This is a genomic window from Candidatus Obscuribacterales bacterium (assembly GCA_036703605.1).
Classification (GTDB): Bacteria; Cyanobacteriota; Cyanobacteriia; order RECH01; family RECH01; genus RECH01.
In genome coordinates this window covers 1-20,106 of the sequence record DATNRH010000677.1, presented here as the reverse complement: position 1 = coordinate 20,106, position 20,106 = coordinate 1, and the positions used below count along the sequence as shown (strand labels likewise).

At 54.6% G+C, this 20,106-nt stretch carries 21 protein-coding genes and 1 tRNA gene; 13 read left to right on the top strand and 9 right to left on the bottom strand.

Going from position 1 to position 20,106, the window contains the following annotated elements; translation table 11 throughout:
- The first annotated feature begins 698 nt into the window (after nucleotides 1–698).
- From V6D20_14295 to V6D20_14275, 5 genes are all read left to right on the top strand, one after another.
- Complete coding sequence (locus V6D20_14295; GenBank protein HEY9816950.1) at nucleotides 699–1,202, top strand: bifunctional nuclease family protein; 504 nt, start codon at nucleotides 699–701, stop codon at nucleotides 1,200–1,202.
- Nucleotides 1,203–1,437: 235 nt separating this feature from the next.
- On the top strand, nucleotides 1,438–2,559 hold the full coding sequence (locus V6D20_14290; protein HEY9816949.1) for an aldo/keto reductase: 1,122 nt from the start codon (nucleotides 1,438–1,440) through the stop codon (nucleotides 2,557–2,559).
- 174 nt (nucleotides 2,560–2,733) lie between these two features.
- Entirely contained in the window at nucleotides 2,734–3,978 is a 1,245-nt protein-coding gene (locus tag V6D20_14285; GenBank protein HEY9816948.1) for a ferrochelatase, read from the top strand.
- Nucleotides 3,979–4,309: 331 nt separating this feature from the next.
- Nucleotides 4,310–4,528 (top strand): hypothetical protein, encoded by a 219-nt coding sequence (locus tag V6D20_14280; protein HEY9816947.1) that lies wholly within the window; start codon nucleotides 4,310–4,312, stop codon nucleotides 4,526–4,528.
- A gap of 165 nt (nucleotides 4,529–4,693) precedes the next feature.
- Entirely contained in the window at nucleotides 4,694–5,308 is a 615-nt protein-coding gene (locus V6D20_14275) for a hypothetical protein (GenBank protein ID HEY9816946.1), read from the top strand.
- On the opposite strand, the gene V6D20_14270 is transcribed toward V6D20_14275, so the two are convergent.
- Both V6D20_14270 and V6D20_14265 read right to left on the bottom strand, forming a co-directional pair.
- Nucleotides 5,286–6,401, bottom strand: a complete 1,116-nt coding sequence (locus V6D20_14270; GenBank protein ID HEY9816945.1) for an extracellular solute-binding protein — start codon at nucleotides 6,399–6,401, stop codon at nucleotides 5,286–5,288. The two genes, V6D20_14275 and V6D20_14270, sit on opposite strands and share 23 nt — an antisense overlap.
- 2 nt (nucleotides 6,402–6,403) lie before the next feature.
- Complete coding sequence (locus tag V6D20_14265; GenBank protein HEY9816944.1) at nucleotides 6,404–7,033, bottom strand: phycobiliprotein lyase; 630 nt, start codon at nucleotides 7,031–7,033, stop codon at nucleotides 6,404–6,406.
- 814 nt (nucleotides 7,034–7,847) lie between these two features.
- Between V6D20_14265 and V6D20_14260 the strand changes: the two genes are divergently transcribed.
- Both V6D20_14260 and V6D20_14255 read left to right on the top strand, forming a co-directional pair.
- Nucleotides 7,848–8,663 (top strand): TraX family protein, encoded by an 816-nt coding sequence (locus V6D20_14260; GenBank protein ID HEY9816943.1) that lies wholly within the window; start codon nucleotides 7,848–7,850, stop codon nucleotides 8,661–8,663.
- 312 nt (nucleotides 8,664–8,975) lie between these two features.
- Nucleotides 8,976–9,914: a pentapeptide repeat-containing protein gene (locus V6D20_14255; protein HEY9816942.1), complete on the top strand. Its 939-nt coding sequence runs from the start codon at nucleotides 8,976–8,978 to the stop codon at nucleotides 9,912–9,914.
- Between the two features lie 5 nt (nucleotides 9,915–9,919).
- Here the strand turns inward: V6D20_14255 and V6D20_14250 are convergent, their stop codons facing one another.
- Both V6D20_14250 and V6D20_14245 read right to left on the bottom strand, forming a co-directional pair.
- Nucleotides 9,920–10,342, bottom strand: coding sequence for a VOC family protein (locus tag V6D20_14250; GenBank protein ID HEY9816941.1), 423 nt, complete (start codon nucleotides 10,340–10,342; stop codon nucleotides 9,920–9,922).
- A 131-nt stretch (nucleotides 10,343–10,473) separates the two neighbouring features.
- Nucleotides 10,474–10,872 (bottom strand): hypothetical protein, encoded by a 399-nt coding sequence (locus V6D20_14245; GenBank protein ID HEY9816940.1) that lies wholly within the window; start codon nucleotides 10,870–10,872, stop codon nucleotides 10,474–10,476.
- Between the two features lie 263 nt (nucleotides 10,873–11,135).
- On the opposite strand from V6D20_14245, the gene V6D20_14240 reads away from it, so the two are divergent.
- Complete coding sequence (locus tag V6D20_14240; protein ID HEY9816939.1) at nucleotides 11,136–12,086, top strand: hypothetical protein; 951 nt, start codon at nucleotides 11,136–11,138, stop codon at nucleotides 12,084–12,086.
- 789 nt (nucleotides 12,087–12,875) lie between these two features.
- Nucleotides 12,876–13,250, top strand: coding sequence for a hypothetical protein (locus V6D20_14235; GenBank protein ID HEY9816938.1), 375 nt, complete (start codon nucleotides 12,876–12,878; stop codon nucleotides 13,248–13,250).
- Between the two features lie 143 nt (nucleotides 13,251–13,393).
- On the opposite strand, the gene V6D20_14230 is transcribed toward V6D20_14235, so the two are convergent.
- Together V6D20_14230 and V6D20_14225 are read right to left on the bottom strand one after the other, a co-directional pair.
- Nucleotides 13,394–14,548: a TIGR00303 family protein gene (locus tag V6D20_14230; GenBank protein ID HEY9816937.1), complete on the bottom strand. Its 1,155-nt coding sequence runs from the start codon at nucleotides 14,546–14,548 to the stop codon at nucleotides 13,394–13,396.
- A gap of 2 nt (nucleotides 14,549–14,550) precedes the next feature.
- Complete coding sequence (locus V6D20_14225) at nucleotides 14,551–15,414, bottom strand: DUF2232 domain-containing protein (GenBank protein HEY9816936.1); 864 nt, start codon at nucleotides 15,412–15,414, stop codon at nucleotides 14,551–14,553.
- 190 nt (nucleotides 15,415–15,604) lie between these two features.
- Here V6D20_14225 and V6D20_14220 point away from each other — a divergent pair, with 190 nt between their 5' ends.
- A complete protein-coding gene (locus tag V6D20_14220; GenBank protein HEY9816935.1) occupies nucleotides 15,605–16,153 on the top strand; it encodes a hypothetical protein in 549 nt (182 codons plus the stop codon).
- Here the strand turns inward: V6D20_14220 and moaC are convergent.
- A complete protein-coding gene (gene moaC, locus V6D20_14215) occupies nucleotides 16,150–16,677 on the bottom strand; it encodes a cyclic pyranopterin monophosphate synthase MoaC (protein ID HEY9816934.1) in 528 nt (175 codons plus the stop codon). The two genes, V6D20_14220 and moaC, sit on opposite strands and share 4 nt — an antisense overlap.
- A 37-nt stretch (nucleotides 16,678–16,714) precedes the next feature.
- On the opposite strand from moaC, the gene V6D20_14210 reads away from it, so the two are divergent.
- Nucleotides 16,715–16,788 (top strand) — tRNA-Arg (locus tag V6D20_14210).
- A gap of 139 nt (nucleotides 16,789–16,927) precedes the next feature.
- Entirely contained in the window at nucleotides 16,928–17,632 is a 705-nt protein-coding gene (gene ribE, locus V6D20_14205) for a riboflavin synthase (GenBank protein ID HEY9816933.1), read from the top strand.
- Nucleotides 17,633–17,818: 186 nt separating this feature from the next.
- Here ribE and V6D20_14200 read toward each other — a convergent pair whose 3' ends face one another.
- On the bottom strand, nucleotides 17,819–18,535 hold the full coding sequence (locus tag V6D20_14200) for a hypothetical protein (protein ID HEY9816932.1): 717 nt from the start codon (nucleotides 18,533–18,535) through the stop codon (nucleotides 17,819–17,821).
- A gap of 250 nt (nucleotides 18,536–18,785) precedes the next feature.
- Nucleotides 18,786–19,109 carry a hypothetical protein gene (locus V6D20_14195; GenBank protein HEY9816931.1) on the bottom strand — a complete coding sequence of 108 codons (324 nt, stop codon included), beginning with the start codon at nucleotides 19,107–19,109 and terminating at the stop codon, nucleotides 18,786–18,788.
- A 189-nt stretch (nucleotides 19,110–19,298) separates the two neighbouring features.
- Here V6D20_14195 and V6D20_14190 point away from each other — a divergent pair.
- A partial coding sequence (locus V6D20_14190) for an NAD-binding protein (protein HEY9816930.1) occupies nucleotides 19,299–20,106 on the top strand: 808 nt, incomplete at its 3' end.

Genomic DNA, 20,106 nt, shown 5'->3' with positions numbered 1-20,106 from the left:
GAGCTACGGGTGGCCTTGCAAGATCTCTTGACCGCGCTCTAGGTCTAGCTATCTGAACCCTAGCCGTGGGTTTTCATCACCTTCCTTTCCCTGAAGGGTTGGCGCTAGGAGAACAATAGTTTCGTCAAAGTTTCAAGATTCAGACCTCAGATTCGCAGCAAGATCAGGGCATACTGGATAGCAGACACTCGGAAAGTCTGGTCTTGTTGCCCTAGATTGCCCTTGATCCCAGAACCTGTTCTCGATCGCAGATCACCAGCGACTTGAAACGATGAGGCGAAATAGATGAAAGAAGTGCTGTGGCATGGATACACCTACCCTCATCCCCGATCAGCAAGGCGATCGCTCGGCAACTGTCGGCTAAGCTATGACCAGTGCGATCCCATATACCTGTGATTGACATTGGGTCAGATGAGCCGGGGCTAGATACCAGTTGAACCGCCTATCTATCGAGGCGATCGCTTGAACCTCAAGGCTCAACTCGTATCTAGCACCTCCATAATCCACAGAACGCAGAGAGGACACGTAGCATGGAACATGATGGGGGCGTACCGGTAGGTCAAAACCATATCAACCAATCAGGTAATCCCATGGGCCTGTCCACGTATGGCTGTTCTGAGTGAGCCTGACACCCTACCAAGCATCTGTTTTTGAAGGTCTGTTCATAGGTTGCCCAACGGAGTCTGGAGGCTATATCAATGCTGGAAATGAAGGTTGCTGGAATTGCCTTGGATGCAGCGACTCGCAGCCCTATTGTTCTCCTACGAGATACAACGGATCGTCGTCAGTTACCCATTTACATTGGGCAAGACCAGGCACGGGCCATTATCAACGCGCTGGAAAACCAAGCTCCGCCCCGTCCCCTCACCCATGACTTGATGGTCAACATGCTCGATGAATGGAACCTGACTCTAGAACGGGTGGTGATCCATTCCCTGCAAGACAATACCTTCTATGCCATACTCACGGTGCGGCAGGGGGAGGTGAAAAAGGAAATTGATGCCCGTCCTAGTGATGCGATCGCCATTGCCCTACGCACCAATAGCCCCATTTGGGTGATGGAAGAAGTGATCGCCGACGCTTCCATTCCCGTCGATCGCGATGCCGATGAAGCAGAACGCCAGGCCTTCCGCGATTTTCTCGAAAATCTTAGCCCCCACGACTTCAAGCAACGGGGGCGATCGAGCAGCAGCGAAGCCTAGACTGGCCAGGTCACTCTGTGTATAGGCTTCGATGCATGGGATCTGGTTGACTGACAAACCTCCAAGACCCTCACCCCCAACCCCTCTCCCAGGACGGTAGAGGGGCTTTGAAAGTACCGTTGCAAATTCAGCAACATCCGCGGGCTGAGCGAAGTCGTTTGTCCTGAGGACAGGCTACGCCAACGTTAAACGTCTCCCGAAGGGAGAAAGCCCACCCATCCCCGATCTACCCCCCATGCGCTACCGTCGCTTTGGCCACACCGAGCTTCAGCTTTCCACCTTTACCCTGGGGATGATGCGCTGCCTTGCCTCCCCAGATGTCGCTGTGGAGACGGTTCAGCAAGCCGTCGCTTTGGGGATCAACCATATTGAAACCGCGCGGGGCTATGGGCAAAGCGAGGCCTATTTGGGGCAAGCTCTGGCTCATCTGGAGCGATCGCACCTATACATCACCTCCAAAGCGCCGCCCACCCCGGATGCCGACAGTCTGGCCCGCAGCATCGACATGACCTTGGCGACCCTAGGCGTGGATTACCTCGATGGTTTTGCCCTTCATGGCATTAACACCCCCGACCATCTCGCTTGGGTACAGGACAGGCAGGGCTGTATGGCGGCGGTGAGGCGGGCGGTAGACGATGGCCGCATTCGCCATGTGGGCTTTTCGACCCATGGCTCGTTAGATTTGATTCAACAGGCGATCGCCACTGATCAATTCGCCTTTGTCAACCTGCACTACAACCTCTTTTTCCAGCGCAATGAGCCCGCGATCGCCCTGGCTCACCAGAAAGACATGGGCGTGTTCATCATCTCTCCCGCCGATAAAGGGGGCATGTTGTTTACGCCCCCAGAACGGCTCAGCCAGCTTTGCGCGCCCCTCTCGCCCCTGCATCTCAACTACCGCTTTTTGCTCAGCGATCGCCGCATTACCACCCTCAGCCTAGGAGCTGCCCAGCCTGAGGAACTAGCGCTACCCTTGGCGATCGCTGACCACGATGACCCCCTCACACCTCAGGAACAGGCCATTCTCAAAGAACTAGACGACCAGGCCGGTCAAGCCCTGGGGAGCGATCGCTGCCGCCAATGCTATGCCTGTCTACCCTGCCCCGAAGCCATCCACATTCCCGAAGTGCTGCGGTTGCGCAACCTAGCGATCGCCTACGACATGAGCGCCTACGGGCACTATCGCTATCGCATGTTTGAAAACGCGGGGCATTGGTTTCCTGGACGGAAAGCGATCGCCTGCACCGACTGCGGCGATTGCCTACCCCGTTGTCCCGAACAGCTCGATATTCCCCACCTGCTGCGGGATGCTCACCAGCGGTTGAATGGCCCTAACCGCCGCCGCTTGTGGGACTAAGCGTTACCATAAGTCCAGTGATCTAGGTACCGTCATGCCACCGCTCTACCATCCTGCTCCAGGCGGAACTCAATGGGTTGCCTAGAAGGTGCGCATAGTAAGCAACAAGGCTATTCAGGTCATGCCCTAGGGGGGCATGTTATCGTAAAGAGCAAGGGTTAGAGTCGTGTCCCTGTGGCGATCGCGCCCTACCCCCAACTATTGACCCACACCATTCATGAAGAGGTGCAAACTGTGGTTGCCACCCCAGAAAAGCAACAACAAACAACCCCATCAGCCGCCGGATCCGACCGCGTTGCCGTGTTACTCATGGGTTACGGCGAAGTTGAAAGCTACGATGACTTCGCCAACTATAACGAACAAGCGCTCAACCTGCTGACGGCTAAATTTGCACCCGTTCCCACTTGGGTCTATCCGCCGCTAGCGCAGTTGTTGGCCAAATTTGATCTCCACGAATGGAGCCATCAACACGGTGAGTTCATTTCTCCCCACAATGCCATTTTCGAAAAGCAGCGGGCCGGCATTGAGCACCATCTGCAACACCAGTGGGGCGATCGCGTCAAAGTTTTCAAAGCCTTTAACTTCTGCGCGCCATTCCTGCCCGACCAAGTGCTAGCCCAGATTCAAGCGGAAGGGTTTGATAAGCTGCTGATCTATCCCTTGCTGGTGGTGGATTCTATTTTCACCAGCGGCATCGCCGTAGAACAGGTGAACGATGCCCTAGCCCAATTTACCGGCTCCGAGCATTGGGTGAAAGGTCAGCGCTATATCCCGTCCTTCTACGATGAGCCTGGCTATATCAACCTGATGGCGCAGATGGTGGAAGAGCATATCGTTCAACACCTAGCCGCCGCCCACCTGCCGTCTCAAACCGGCATCGTGTTGATGAACCACGGCTGCCCCCACGAGGCCAAGGGCTTCACCTCTGGCATTGATGAAAGCCAAGCGCTGTATGAATTGGTGCGCAAGCAACTAATTCACCGCTATCCCTTAATTTCCGTCGGCTGGCTGAATCACCAAACCCCATTGATTAAATGGACGCAGCCCACCGCCGATCAGGCAGCCAAAAATCTGATGGATCTAGGGGCAACGGCGATCGTCTTCATGCCCATCGGTTTTGCTACCGAAAACCATGAGACCCTGCTGGATGTAGAACATATCATCGAAGGATTGCGGCGCAAGCGTCCAGATGTCACCTACGTTCAACTGTCCTGCGCCAATGACCATCCGGCCTTCCTAGAAATGGCGGCGGAGTGGGCCCATCCCCACATCGAAGCCCTGCTGTCTGAACAGGCTCGGGTCGTCCAGCCAGCCTTGGCGATCGCCCAAGCTCAAACGGTGCATATTCACCATGGTCATAGCCATGATCACCATCATGGGCACGACCACGGGCATGATCATGGGCACCACCACCACTAGCTCTTGTCCCCATCAGCCTTGTCGGCCATAGTCCGGAGGCTGATTTCCTAGAGAACGTATCATAGTTAACAAGGCGTACAACCGTACGTCTTTTTTTATGCAGAAAAAGGCCGCCTTTTGGATTCGGTTGATACACTGATGGCGGGTATAGACGTTTGTGTCAAAACCTTTACGCTAAATGTTGAGATTGCCCTTCCTGACCATCAGAAGGGTGTGTTAAAGTCTAGCTCACGACGGGGGAATGAGATCGGTGGTGTATACCTCACAACATAGACAACCCGAGGGGACAGTGGACGCGGTAATGCCGCCTAATCTGTCTAACAGTGCGGCCATGCAGAATGACTTTTCGAGCCTACTGGATCCAGCGGTGCTTCAAGCCGCTCGACAAATTTATCGCACGTACTATGAAGTACATGTGGAACAGGTACAGCGCCCCATTGGGGTGGTCATCCATCGAGAAACCTGCCGCGGACAGCTTGTATTTGCCCAGAAGCCCATTCTCTTGCCCCAGGAGTGCTTTGTGCCCCTGGATCTCATTGACGCCGCTTAGGTTGATGGATGCCTAGGAACTCATGGTTTTGACGCAACGTCAAAGCCTCTAGCCCCTAGCCTTCTATCTCTAGGGTTGCAGGCGATCGCTCCCTAGGGCATCCAAGGCGATCGTCTGTCTGGGGTACTGACATGTTTGACCATCCGCCGTTCCCCCACAAAACCTATGACGCAATGGCATAAGCTTGTTTGCCGTACCTTCCTACTTGGTAGCGTGATCAGCGTGGGCAACATAGTTACCGGGGCGATCGCTGCCTATGGTTTAGATGCGCTAGCCGTTTGGCAACGGATCCCCAACGCCCCCGAGCTGAGCCTGCTGGACACAGAGACCCCGCCAGACTCGCCCTATATTTTGACCTCCGCCACCATTTTCCAAGATGAGTTGACAGATCCTAGCCTGTGGTGGGCAAGCGATCAGCACAACAGCAAAATCTTGAGCGACTGGATTGCCTACACCGGCGAAGATGGCACCCCCCGCCGCGTTGACTTGGTGGTCAACCAAGCAGCATGGCAAAATCCCAACTTGGGATATATGGATCGCTACGCCTTTGTGCTCTACTTTGGGCAGGCGGCCCAGGCCTTTGGCTACCAGCTTCGGGTCTTTAGCCGCAGCCTGAGCGGCACCAGCTTGCTGGCGGCGTATCTTTGTGACCCCTTGCCGGATGCAGAGGAGCTGGAACCATCTGCAGCAACACCAACCTTGTCGTCCTGCGGCCTATTTCTAGATCCAGCCACAGGCTTCGACAGCTTCACCCCCTCTAACCCGTTTTCCGTACCTTAAGCCACAGATCTCGGTAGGTAGCGATCGCCTCCTCAGGCAATGGGGCTAGCCATTCACTCCGCTCTATCACCGCCTCTCCTGGCCAAAGCAAGGGACTGGTATCCACCACCGAAGCGATCGCGTCGGGGTCACTGGGCTGGAGCTGGGGTGAGGTTGACAGACTCAGGGTGGTAATCCGCTCGGCAATGTCGGGCTGCCAGCAAAACTCAATCCACTCCATGGCCATCTCTCCCGGCGTGGGAGCATTGCGCGGCTGCACCCAGAGATCGGCAAACAGCAGCGTTCCGGCATCAGGGATCACGGCCTTCAGGCGGCGATCGCGCTGGATAAACGGCAAGACATCCGTAGACCAGCCTACGGCCAGCCAGGTATCGTCCCGCAGCAGGGGTTCTAGGTAGGCATCGGAACTGTAGAACCGCATCTGTTGATGCAGCGCTGCCAGCCGGTCTGCCACCGCCGCTTCATCCAACGAAACCTGGTTGGCAGACTGTCCCAACTGTTTCAGGATCAACCCAATCACCACGCGGGCGCTATCGGGCACCGAAATCCGTCCCTGCAAGTCAGGTCGCCACAAATCCTCCCATTGACTCGGTACCCAGTTCAGCTTCTCCATCGCCGCGACCGAGTAGACCAACACTAAACTACCCCAGCGGTAGGGGGCTGCCCAAATATCACCCTCAGGTTGGGGGGCTCCTTGGCGATCGCGGCGTACCAGCGCCTGCCACTGAGGCGGCAGTTGGGCCCAGGCGTCCAACGTTTCCAGATTTGCGATGGGGCGGATCAGGTCTTGCTGAATGGCTGCGGCTAGCCAAGCATCCCCCAGGGTCATCCAGTCGGGAATGTTAGGACTATTGGCTTCTAGGGTCTGTAGGCGACGAAAGGTATCCTGAAGTTGCTCGATGGGTTCAAAGTCGAGCTTAGTGCCACGGCCGATGCGCCGAGTAAATTCCTGAATCAGCTCAGTGGGAACTGAGTTTTCGAGCAGAGCAACCACCAGGGGCGATCGCTCCTGACCGCCGCATCCTGCTAGCTGGAGGGCAAGAGCAGCACTACCCCACAAAAATTCTCGACGGGTCAGATGATAACGGGCCATGATCAGTTAGTAGTGGACTTGCGTTCAACCCCAAATCCCATCAGATCAACGACCGTTGGAATCTCGCCATCGGTGGGGCGCTGGTAGGTCACGATGGTGCGCATTCGCAACTCTGGCGATACAAATCGCATCTGATCTACCGCCACCGACCGGTTGTAGTAGGTGGTCATCTCTAGGGTTTGGCGCGTGGGCTGATAGGTAAAGCGACCGGCGATCGCCCCCGTTTCAGAATACCCTTCATTGCGGAGATAAACGCCCTCAATTAATTCTGGATCCTTGGGATAGTGGGATGCTACGGGTAGATGGGGCGGCGCAGAGTTGAGATGATAGTGCTGAGCCACATGATCAGGCACAAACAGGGCCTTGAGGCTCATGAATACTTCTTCCCCCGTTTCTGAGCGGGTTTCAAACGCTATGGCAAAACCTGGACAGCGATCGCGACCAGCAATAGCCTGCTGTTCATCCAAGGGCGTAAACCGACTGAGGATGCGCTGTTTGTCGGCAGAACCTAGGGGCATGGCCCGAAATTCAGTATACGATCGCTCCACTTCGCCATCCAACACATAATGATAGGTGCGTTCGGTCGTCCAAGTACCGGCACAGGCTGTAAAAAAATCGCTGAAACTTAGCATACGTCTTGTTGTTTACTCAACCATGAGGGCATGGATCATTCCAAGGCGATCACCCGTTGTCCTCAACACATCCTTGTTCCTATTCTGTTCTAAAACAGTACAACGAAAGCTGAGGTTGTGCCCTAGACAACCTGAACTGGTCGTTTATCCAAGCTGGACTATCGGTTTTCCCAGACTGGCAAAGGCAGGGATGTCACCATTTGTCCTGATCAAAACCTGGGACTGGCGGATCAGTAAAAACATAGGTGGATTGAACCCACAGCACACCTTAATGTCAGTCAACCGATAGGTTCCTCATGTCAGGAGAGCGATCGCAACCATGATCGGTTCTATACCCAAGTCTTTCAATTTTGGTCAAGATTGCTCCTTAGGCAATCTGCCCCATGGACGAATGTATGTCATCAAACTCTCAAGATCTAGGTATTCAACCAGGAGGACTACCTAGACTATCACCCGCTATCCCCAAATTATCCGCTAAAGGCAAGACGATAGAGAGTCCTCTGAGCATCCTACCTGAAGTGTTATCCTGGCAGGAACTGAGGACTTAATTTGAGAACTCAATCTGAGGGCTCAAGGTGTGGGTTCGACCACCATCAGGTGCATCAACAGCGTCGTGACAAGCTAGAATTCTGCTGGAGAGCGGTGGTCTGAATGCCGTTGAAGAGCGATCGCATAGCGCTCTTTCACACTCTTTCAACTCATCCTAAATCATTCATGGGGCTGAGACGATAGTTTCCGTTTCCTGAGTTGATGGCCCCACTGTCATTCCAAAACAACATACCACGCCTAAATCTGCCATCGCAGAACAAGGCGGATGTTGCTTCTGGGGAATGTCTTCCATCTGCCCACAGGGCCACGTCTACACCCTGTAGATAGAGCCCATCGTTCGGCCATACAGAATCTGGCACGTCATAGGCTGAAACCGTTTCATTCCTATGAACACCCGAATCAAGGGTTTCTCTCGCCCATGGTGAGCTTGCCAAGAATTTTCACAAACTACGACATCAAGCTGCTTGCTGCACTATTGATGGTCATTGATCACGTGGGGGATATTTTCTTTCCCCAATGTATGATCCTTCGGCAGATTGGGCGACTGAGCCTACCGCTCTTTGTCTGGCTCTTAGTCCAGGGTGAGCGCCATACTCATAATGTGGTGCTCTACGGCGTGCGGCTCTTATTGCTAGGTGTTTTATCTCAACCCATTTATGAACTAGCCTTCAATCTCCCGCCCTATCACGACTTCAATATTTTATTTACGTTGTCCATTGGCTTAGTTTGCCTACGCTTAGCCCGCATGTTTCCCCGGATCATGCTGCCCATTTGGATTGCTGGAGCTATGGCAGCGCGATTTTTGGCGGTCGATTATGGCAGCTATGGTATTGCCGTCATTGCCTTTGGTAGCCGGTTTAAACCCACGGTTCTATGGTGGTTATGTTGGATAGGACTCCATGCCATGATTCTCTATGCCCTACCAGGCTATGGCCGCATTCAGGGGTTTGCCACGATCGCTCCCCTGTTGTTTCATATGACCAACCATGAGGTAGGAGCAAAGGCACGATGGTTCTATGGATTCTATCCAGTCCATTTACTCGTGCTTTATCTCATACATCAATGGACCATGATGCTATAGCAAAAGCCTTAAATCAAGCATGATCCCAAGACCATGATCCTAAGATTAAGCCCCAAGCGTTGGGATCTAAACCTCTATACTTCTGACGGAACTCCCATCAACCTGATAATCCCCATCGCTTTAGCACGGGGAGTGTCAAGTAGGACAGTTTTACATTTCGCACCAACTCTCAACGAAGGCGATTTTGACACAGTATGATTAGGAGAGATCAGCGAGGGCGATCGCACCCCCTACCTGGCCTCCCCATGCCCCAGGGTTGCTGACTGCTGAGGCCATCCAAGATCGACATTGCTCACACTCACCTGAATTATCATGGCAGGGCATCAGAACCATAGAAAACTCAACGTCCCACTGCGGTCATCCAACCCAGAGGATCCAGCTCAAACAGCGGGACGAGATTGGCGATGGACAGGATTTCGCGATAAAACACTGTGGAATGTTCTAGAGCTTCTGATTTTGCCCCTGTCGCTGCTGATTGGGGTTTGGTACCTCAACGCTCGCGTTAGCCAGCAACAAGAACAGGTGGTGCAGCGCCAAGTTGCCGAACAGCAGCAGATCGATCAGATGGCGATCGATCGCGCTCAGCAAGACACTCTCGATCGCTACATTGATGACATGGTGGTCTCCATTGACGAGGGGCTGCTAACCTCCCCTGCCACTTCCCAACAACGGGATCTTGCTAGAGCACGCACCCTACTGACCTTGCGATCGCTGGATAACGCCTACAAAGCGCTGTTGCTGCAGTTTGTCTATGAGGCAGGCCTAATTTCAGAATCCAACACCGTCATTTCCCTCAGTCGGGCAGAATTGAGCGGCATTAATCTAAACGCTACGTTTTTGGCCCAGGCCAACCTACGGGAAACCTTACTCGCCGATTCAGAATTTCTCGGTGCCAAACTCCAGGGCGCAAACCTGAGCGTTGCAGAACTATCGCGGGCGGGGCTTAGCGACTCCTTCTTGTTTGAAGCCAACCTCAGCCGAGCTACCTTGAGCAATGCCAAACTGCAGCGGGCCATTCTCGTCCGTGCCAACCTAAGCGGGGCAGATCTAGGCGGCGCAGACTTGAGCGGGGCATTCCTAGTGCGGACGAACCTTCGTGGTGCCAATCTACGCAATGCCAATTTGCGCAACGCTAATCTCAACGAAGCCAATCTCAACTCTGCTAATCTCGATGGCACGGACATCAGTCAAGCCTTTCTCTGCAACACCATCATGCCAGACGGCAGCGTCGAAAACCGCGACTGTCCCTAGGGAATCTATAAGTCTGTCGCAAATATCGCCGCATCGTCTCTAAAGGCTTTGAACTCTAGAGCATTGCCGCTAGGATCCAAAAAGAACAGCGTTGCCTGTTCCCCAACCTCGCCCTGAAAGCGGATATAGGGTTCAATCACAAAGGTGATGCCATGGGACTGGAGGCGATCGCGGAACGATTGCCAGGTTTCCATGTCCAAAATAACGCCCCAGTGACACACGGGCACCGATCGCCCATCCACAGCATTGGCTGACGGCGACGGGGTATCGTTGGGGCTGAGGTGGGCGGTGATTTGATGGCCGAACAAATCAAAATCAATCCAAGTATCGGCCGTACGTCCTACCCGACAGCCCAAAATCTCTTCATAAAAGTGACGGGTCTGGGCAAGATCCTGCACTGGAAATGCCACATGAAAGGGTCGCAGCATACAACTATCCTGTATCAAAATTAGGTAAACCATAGAGCTGTAGCCAGGTTGGCTAAGACATCATCCTAGATGAACGTTCCTAGGTTGAACATCTCCAAGGTTTCTGCATGTCCTCACCCATGGGACAAGGGCTACGCTTGGGCACAATAGGCCCGCCAACCACCCCACTGGGTAATCTCTCGCTGGCCCTCACAGAGAATCGGCTCACCCAAAACCCCCAGCACCTCTTCTCCGTCCCCTAGGGTCACCTTGCCGATACAAAGCCCTGGGGGTTCTTGTAGTAAAATTTGGGCCAACCCTTGGCGGGGCACCGCCCACACTTCGAGGGCGATCGCTCGTCCTCCCTCCGCAACCCGCAGCATAGCCGGGTGGCGATCGCCAATTGACCAAAGCCGATAGCAGGGCTCTGTTTCCGCCTCGCGCACAAAGACAGCATCAACGGCTTGCAAATTGCCATTGAGCTCCAAACCGCGCATCAGCGTACCATTAACCGCGAGGTTGATCCTATCCATTGTCGTTTTCTGATCCATGGGCAAGATGAGTTGTAGAATCGGGCAAAACGCGATGATCGGGGCAGCTAGCTGACTGAGTCGATCTCATGACCCAGCCCAGCAGGATGAGCGTCGGGCACGTCATTCTTGTAACCTTCTCTCCGGTCTGCAAGACAGAGAGATTCGATGGTCGCCCCATCGCCTCAGATGGGCGTGGCTTGAAACCCATAGCTCTCGGTCAAGAATCACCCGATATCAAGGTGTATCTGAACACATTCATACCTGAACGGAGATCCTTTCCCATGACACCACTCAGTGTACGACTAGCACGATGGATTGGCGTAGGGCTAGGCAGCCTTGGGGTCATCACCAGTGGAGCGATCGCCAGTGAACGAGTGCCCACCGCCCGCTACGCATCTGGCGAATCCGTCGATCTTGCCCTGATCATTCAAGAATGGAAGGGCAAACATCCCGATATTCCAGTCTTTGCCTGCGTTTGTGCTCAGCCGTCCTGCAACCTCACCGCTGCTTGGCCCTTTCGTCGCTTTAATGAGTATCAGTTTACGGTGATGTTGGGGCCGTTTAACGCCATGAGTACGGAAACCCAGGGGTTTAACTGCCATGACATTGTGTCGGGGCGATCGCCCAGTAGGGTACTGGCAGGCGATATTGCTGATCCAACCGAGCCAGGCATGGACATCACCCCTCCCGGCGATCCGGAAGGTCTAGCCCAGATTGAAGTCCGGCGAAATGGCACCCATCTGCGCGGGCGCTGGCGAGATAGCACCGTTAATATTGATGTGCGCGACTGGAATATCAACCTTATCGACGGCGTGGATTGCTCCACCTTGACCATCGCTGATGAACAGGTGATGAATGCCCGTCGTGTGGTGGGAGAGCCCAGCATTGATCTGTATACCGAGCGGATCGCCGTGGCCGTGGAGCTCGACTACTGTGCCCTCACCACCCAGAGCGCTGTCTTTATTATTGACCCACAGCCTGGCGGCTATGCCCTCTACCGAGCCCAGCTACCCGGCGATCGCCCCCTGCCGGATGAATTTTCCAGCTATCCCTTGAGCAGCGTGGCCGATGTAGATTATTGGGGCGGCAACCTGATGATTCGCCAATTTGACGCCTCGGGGACAGAAGCCTTGGTGGTCTTTACACCCGGTGATACCCCTGCAGGAGACTATGCTGGCTGTGTGACCCTAGCTGTGGGAGAAAGCCCCAGCCTTTGCCCTGCGGAACCCTAACCCATGGATTGTGAGCATAAGGTTGAAACCTGGGTTGAAAACGACTTGGAAACTAAGTTGAAAACTTATGGGCAGACTCTCCGGATCCCCTTCCTATACGTGAGGAAATGGGAATGGTAGATGCACCCTGAGATCATCCCCCGGCAACCGTGCTGGGGATTTTTTTTGCCTTGTTGATCGACCACTGCCTATCTGGTATGACAGGATCTGAGAGGATAGGGAAGCCTTTCATCTTATGAGTACTTATACATAGTCAACCCGCTATCTTCAGATTTTAGACTGAGACACAAACCAGTCCTCTGACCTTCCGAAGTTGCCGAGATTAAGCCCAGTGCTGATCCAATTTGAACACCATTACAAGACTTAGCCCTTAATAGATTCATCTGCGAATCGTGCGTCATTTTGGTAGGATTCTGGCTGGCTCAGAACTACGTTCATCTCGTTCAGAAAGTTATGGATAACACCCATCTCAACACTCAGTAAAACTGCTTAGAAAGCTACGCCTAACCTGGGCTTGCAAAAGATTTCAACAGATCCTTCATCCACCACTTCTGGGCTGATCATCGGCGATCTTTGTGGGGTCGAGATATAGATTTCGTTACAGTGTAAATCCATGCAAACTCTCGGTTCAATGCCTTTGATCAAACACATGCAGGGGCTAGGCGCGATCGCTCTTCTACGACTCTCAACATAGCTTGGATCCAAAGGTTAAATGATTCAGGAATAACCCCTGTTTTGCCCTATCCGTTCCTATGATGGGATGAACGAATACACCCACAATGGCGTCACATGGATCCACTCCACCAGCAAGTCGATACCTTACATATGCAGGTTGACGCACTACATCAGATCGTTGAGCGACTGGATAGTAAGACCTCAGAAATCCTATCTAAGTTAAAAACCTCGAACTCTGATAAAAGTCAGGTCAGCCTCAATGATAGTCCTGGGTATCATTCGCACCGTAGCGTGGCTGGGCTCGATCCAGACTTCGACTATAAAGATGTGTTGATTGATGAAGGCTATTCCAACTCTGATCGCTACACCGGGGAGCGATCGCTCTCTCCGGATGTGCAAATTCAGCGGCTAACGGCCCAGTTGACCGCCGCCTATAACCGCATTGCTGCCCTAGAAGAGCAGTTGCTATCCAAGCGCATCCATAGCTAACGGTACGATGGGCAAGCCTTTCGACATCGCTCAATGCTCAAATTCTGATGAGACGAGGGTTGAGCGGAGTTGAAACCCGGCAGATCCATTGCGTTGAGTCTACCTACTGATCGAGTAGGTGTCACTAGCTGCTCCTACCCTGGCTAGTTCAACGAAATCTGGGGGCTAGTCGCATGGTCTAGCTGAGCAGCCAATTGCTCGATAGCCTCCAGCAGTTGGGGCTGTTGCCAGCCTTGATTGAGATAGGCAGCGATCGCACTACCTCCCGCTCCGACCCCTTCTTTGACATAGCCCTGTTCGTAGGCCCGCAGTTGCGCATAGCGAGATGTGGCAAAACTGAGGTTGGTTGAAATCAGGGGAGCTTGCAGCAGGTTGGCCAAGCCAATGGTGTTGCCGGTGGGATCATCCACCACCCAGCGGGTTGTACCCACCATGATGCGATGGCGCTGCCAGGCTACGGCATGGTACTGAGCGATCGCTTGGGCCAGGGCATAGACAGCAAGCATTTGGGTGCCGCCCGCCAATAAGACTAATCGGTGGCGACTGGCGGCGATCGCCATCCCAGCCGCCGCAATTTGCATAGGATCGCCCACAGCAGCCACCACCTGCAGCGGATCGATCTGTCCCGGAGACGGTAACTCGCTCCAGCCCATTCTCGCCCGCCAGCGATCGAGTCCTTGGCGGGCGATCGCTTGTTTTTGGGCGTGATTGCAGGTGGGATGGCTGCTGTTAACCATACCGGTCACCGGCCAGCCTAGCCCAAGCAGCACCGCGAGGGCCGTTGTCGTGCCGCCTACCACGCATTCACTCAGGAGGATGCAGCGATCGGCATGGGTCATGGCTAAGCGATCGCCCCAGGCTAATCCTTGGTGAAACAGATGCTGCACTGTGGCTACGTCGAGGGCTTGCCCTTGGCTCACGCAGGCGGCTGGAGTTCCTCCTAGGTCAACATGGGGAGCTGGGGGAGGATGGTGCAGCCCCGTGTTCACTAGCGTTAACGGCATGTCTTGGGCAGCGATCACGGCCCGAGAGATCAAAACCGGCGATGCACCTGCCTGGAGTGGTGGCAAGGGATATCGCGGTTGCGGTTGGGGACCGTGGTATAGGAACTCGGCATCGGCGATCGCGGTGAACTGGCGATCCTCAGGGGTTGCGCCCGCCGCTGAGATGCCGGGCAACAGGGCTGTTTCCGTAAAGCCTAATAGACAGACAAACTGCCACCCTTGCCCCCAGGCCTGTCGCAACCATGACTCACTGACCGCAAGCTGGGTGTGGCTGCGCACCATCAACGCCCCCACGCCTAGCTTTCCTCCTCTAGCAAGATCTGCACCCACTCCGGCGGATCGGGGATGGGGTTACCAAGACGGCTGAGCAACACCCAGGCTCCCAGATGCACCGTAAAGAGATAGACTAAATCACTCAAAATCACTGCGCCCAAGGTGAGAAGCTGCACCAAGGTGAGATCAGGGCGGCCATAGGCACCAATGCCCAGAATGCCCCAACTAACGAGGATGGCGGTCATCCAATCCACAAAATCAGCAATGCGATTGGTCAGATACAGCCAAATATCTTCCCCCAGGAAAATCGACAGCAGCCAGATGCGGAAGAAAAAGCTGAGGGTTGAAATGAGGGTGCCCAAACCAATGGACACGCTCCAAGGCGCACCGCGTTTCCACAATGCCCCCAACTGGACGCCTAGGAGACCGTAGGGAATGAAGAACAGCAAGCTGAGGTAGGGGCCCATGAGCACCGACAGCAGCAAGCTGGTCACCAGCGCCGCCATCCAAGCAGCCCGGCCGCCCCAGCGCAGATAGACCAAGGCGATGGGGGTAGGAAAAAAGATGCGCATCCAGGGGCTGAGGCTGAGGTAGTAGCTCACCAGCCAAATTAATCCAGCCGCGCTGGATAAAAAAGCCGTTTCCACGAGGCTGAGGGGCGGAACGGTGGTGTGCATCTGTGGCGGTTTCAGATCCACAGCGATCGCTGCCTGGAGCGAGGTGTCTCCCAGATCGCTATCTCGGGTGGTTGGGTCAGCCCAGTTGCGATCGTCATCACCCTGGACTGGAATTCCTCCGCCTGGTGGTGTGGCACCCTGGGCATCGCCCCCCTCCGGTGTTGCGCCAGATCTGGGGTCTACATAGTCATGTTCGGAAGCACTACTCATGGTCAGCCTATAAACATCGCGGCTCTATCGCAGATCTACTGTAGCGTTTGTCGCGTTATCCTGAAGCGGTCTTCGGAGGTCTGCTCGACACTGGTGTTGCGGTTCGTCCCTGGATCATCCCCCCTGGTAGCCTAGGAACAGGAGTGGCCAGGATCTGCGGGAAGTTGTTAGACAGATGAGGGATACAAAGATGCATTCAGTCCATCGGGGAGCGATCGCTTGGATTTTCACCCTAGGAATAGTAGGACTCCTCAGTAGCTGCGCGGTCATTGAGGGCGATCGCTCTCCAGAACCTACTGCCGATCAGCCCTTATCTGAAGACCTCAGCCCTCCTAGATCATCCCCATCAGAGATGGAGGACACGGTGGAAACCACGGTGGAAAATCCAGTGGAAACCACCATCATCACCTTATATCTCCTGGATGACCAATGTCTCGACTTTGCACCCCAGCCCCTCTCAGTTCCCAAGGACACAGCCCTGGCTGCCACCGTAGATTATCTGTTGGCGACCCAAACCCCGGATGAACTCAGCCTGCTCGGCTATCGTGTCCAGCACCAGGATCGCACCCTCACCCTTGATATCCGGTTGTCGAGTCAGTCTCGCCGCTCCCTTGAAGCACTATCCCTCTGCGAGCAAACAGCACTCTTCGGCAGCCTCCAGCGCACCCTCACCCAACATCCCGATTGGAACATTGACGCGGTTAACTTCACTCAGGGTGGCACATCCCTGCAATTCTAGCCAGCGCTGTAGTCCCCCGATTTACCGCCGGTCTTGCTGACCAGATGAATATCCTCAATCACCATGGATTTTTCCAACGCCTTCGCCATGTCATAAAGGGTGAGCGCCGCTACAGAAACCGCCGTCAGTGCTTCCATCTCCACCCCCGTCTCTGCCCTAGTTTTCACCTCCGCCCGAATCACTACCCCCGGCAGGTCTGGATCAGGTTCCAGAGTCACCTCCACCTTTTGCAGGGGCAGGGGATGGCAAAGGGGAATCAACATCGCCGTTTGCTTCGCCGCCATGATACCCGCGAGGCGGGCCGTACCTAACACATCTCCCTTAGGAGCATTGCCCGCCTGAATCGTCTCCAGAGTCGCGGTCATCATACGCACCCGTCCTGTGGCGATCGCCCGTCGGAGGGTCACCGACTTGTCAGACACATCTACCATCTGCGCCTGGCCCTGGGCATCGAGATGGGTGAGGGAGGTTGCCGCAACCTTGGCCGCCGACCCGTCCAAGAAATTTGAAAAATTAGATGACATCTTTTAAGAACCTGTGGTAGTATTAGTTTCTGAGCGAGGGCCTGTAGCTCAGTGGACTAGAGCACGTGGCTACGGACCACGGTGTCGGGGGTTCGAATCCCTCCTGGCCCGTTATCAACTTATCAGACCGTAGATTAAAAAGGGTGAGTTCTTCGTGACTCGCCTTTTTTAATACCTATAGCTCAGGAATCTGGTTCAAGACCCATTTTCCGTGCAGACCCCAGCAGGACAGATTTAGGCATCAGTTGCTATGTTTACTGGACTAGTGCAAACCTTGGGCACCCTCACCCCCGTGGAGGGCGATCGCCTACAGATTACCTGGGATGACACCACGCCCGATTGGGTATTTGCCGATTTGTCCCTCGGTGATAGCGTGGCGGTGGATGGCATTTGCCTCACCGTGACCCATCATTGGGCAACGGGCTTTTTTGCCGATGCGTCCCCCGAGACCTTGGAGCGCACCAGCCTTCGAGGCATTCAGGGCACAGCACGGGTGAACCTCGAACCCTCTCTGCGGGTGGGCAGTAAGTTGGGCGGGCATTTCGTCACCGGGCATATTGACGGCATCGGCTATCTAGACTCGGTCGCCCAAACCCACGACTCTTGGGAAATGGTCTTCCGGGTCGAGGATCCTCGGGTCTCGCGCTACATTGTGCCCAAGGGCAGTATTGCCATCAATGGCGTGAGTTTGACGGTGGCAGACTGCGATGCCCAGGGGACTACGTTTTGGGTAGCCGTGATTCCCCTCACCTATGCCCATACCAATCTTCACGCTCTGCAGCCGGGCGATCGCGTCAACCTAGAAGGCGATGTTTTAGGTAAGTATGTAGAAAAGTTTCTCCGCCTTGCCCCCAGCAACTCCTCAGCAGCCCTGCAATCCTTGGATGCCATGACGACCATGACCCAAGACAGTCCGATTACCGCTGCATTTCTCGCTGAGCATGGCTACGGCTAGGTCTATCGCAACTGCGACGGCGATCGTAAACCTTGTCGGTCGTCCTGAGGGAATTTCGCCCATCACCACCGGCTAGATTAAGCCCTAGGACTCTGAGGCGGACGTAACCCGCCTATTGACTAAGGCGGCTTGTGTGTCCTGGAATTTCTTTTCGTTCTTCTGTCTTCGTTCTTCTGTCTTACGATACTAGGCAGCAGCAGAACAGGCATCGGCATCCAGCCAGTTATCCAAAAATTCCTCTAACCACAGGGCGATCGCCCCACTGTAGCAATCATGGTGCTGGAATTGCAGATGACGTGGTTGGGCACCGGGCAAGTGCAATTGATCCGCCGCCTTGGTTGTCCATAGGTCAATCATGTCGCGGGTAATTTCAGGATGAAACTGTAGCCCGTAGGCGCGATCGCCATGGCGGAACGCTTGGTTGGGAAACGTGCCGCCGCTGGCTAGACGTACGCTGTTGGCGGGAATCTCAAATCCTTCCCCATGCCATTGAAAAACATGAAGCGCCGATCGCCCAAAATCGTCTTGCCCGTCGGACGTCATCGTAATCGGGAAATAACCAATTTCTCGCACATCTTGGGGATGGGGAGCCACCCGCGCTCCCAGCACCCGCGCCAGCAACTGCGCGCCTAAACAGATGCCCAGATAGGGGCGATCGCTTGGCAAGGCAACGGTTTCAATCCAGTCCAGCTCATCGCGAATGAAGGGAAGCGTCTGGTCATCATTGGCACTCATCGGCCCACCAAACACCACCACTCCATCGTAGGCATCCAGGGTCTGGGGCAACACGTCACCGATAGCTGGACAGCGCACATCCAGATGTTTGCCCTGGTGCCGGAGAACTTGGCCAATGCGGCCGGGGTTTGAGGTGTCTTGATGGACAATCACTAAAACCTGATGCATCGGGATGACTCAACGTGACGGAACATGGCTCTACTGTCGCACAACGAGAACGAGTAGGAGCGATCGCCAAGATACAAATTGGGGCCTTGCTGGCGACGATCCTGCATCTACGTCTAACCGGATTTTATCCATGGGAGGATATCACGATGGGGTAAGCCTTTCGACGTCGCTCAATGCTCAAATCCTGACGAGACGAAGGTTGAGCAGAGTCAAAACCCGGCAGATCCATTGAATGGAGTCTACCTACTGATCAGTAGTCCAGCAAGATCGTATCAAAGGTGGAGTTGCTCTCAGAACGATGGTACGTAGCGGGTGGCGCGGCTTGCACAGGCGAACCATCCTCCTGCCGCAGTTGATCCACAGTATTTTCTAAGCCATTTACCTGCTCGTTCAGCACAGCCAGCCGCTGGCAAATTTGCTGTCGCCGTTGATCCAGAGCAATCAATTCATGCTCTAAACGCTTCTTTTCAACCGTCAGCTTATAGATATCTAGAAAAGCCGCCGACTCAGAGCGCGGACGGGGCATGGTGCTAATTTTGGGGCGGATGTTGCTTTTGGAAAGGGGACGACGCATAGGGCAAGTAGGGGAGGGGTGCTAGTGTCATGTTTCTTCTATCCTGCCCAGCATCCGGATGGGAACCACCAAGATCAGCGTAATATCAAAGTTTTGTAACTTCGTGTTTTCAGCTACAGCCACGGTTCTCCCCCCACTTAGACAATAGATATCTATCCTGAGCACCTGGCCCCACATGGGCTAAGCAATATGAAACCTCAGATCATTATTTGCGGCTTAGGACGGACAGGCTATCAAGTTTTTTGTTTGCTCAAACAGCAGGGCACGGCTGTAGTGGGGGTCACCGATACTCCCATTGATCCATCCTTCGCCGCCTACCATCCCCCCGATCATGCCAGCGATCGCCCCCCAGACCTTCCAGACCTCCAATCGGATATCATCGTGGGCAACCTGCGGGCCGCGGCCACTCTGCTCGCTGCCGGTGTCCGAGATGCCCATACCCTTGTCTTAGCAGCCAACGATGACGCCCTCAACTTGGCCATCCTCACCCAGGCGCGGGTGCTCAATCCCCACATTCGCATTATCAACCGTTTGTTCAACACCAGCTTGGGCGATCGCCTCGATCGCACCCTGCCGGATCACACCACCATGAGCGTTGCCGCTCTATCCGCTCCGGTATTTGCCTTTGCGGCCCTAGGCAATCGCACCATCGGACAACTGCAGCTCTTCCAAAAAACCTGGCCGATCCATGAAGAATATATCGACGCTGACCATCCCTGGCTAGGTCGTCCCCTAAGCTGGCTATGGGACGATCGCCATCGTATGTTGATCTACTACATCCCTGCCGACAGTCAGCTTGATTTGGTTTCCGGTGTGCTGCAAGGCCATCCTCTCCAAGTGGGCGATCGCCTGATTTTTGCTACTCAGCCCAGTCAGCGCACGGCCAAGCGATCGCTCTCCCAGCATTTTTCTGAATTTGTCGCCAGTGTCCGCCAATTTCAGCGCCATCTGAACTCCACCCTAGCCGTCCTGCTGTTGCTGCTGCTGACCATTTTCA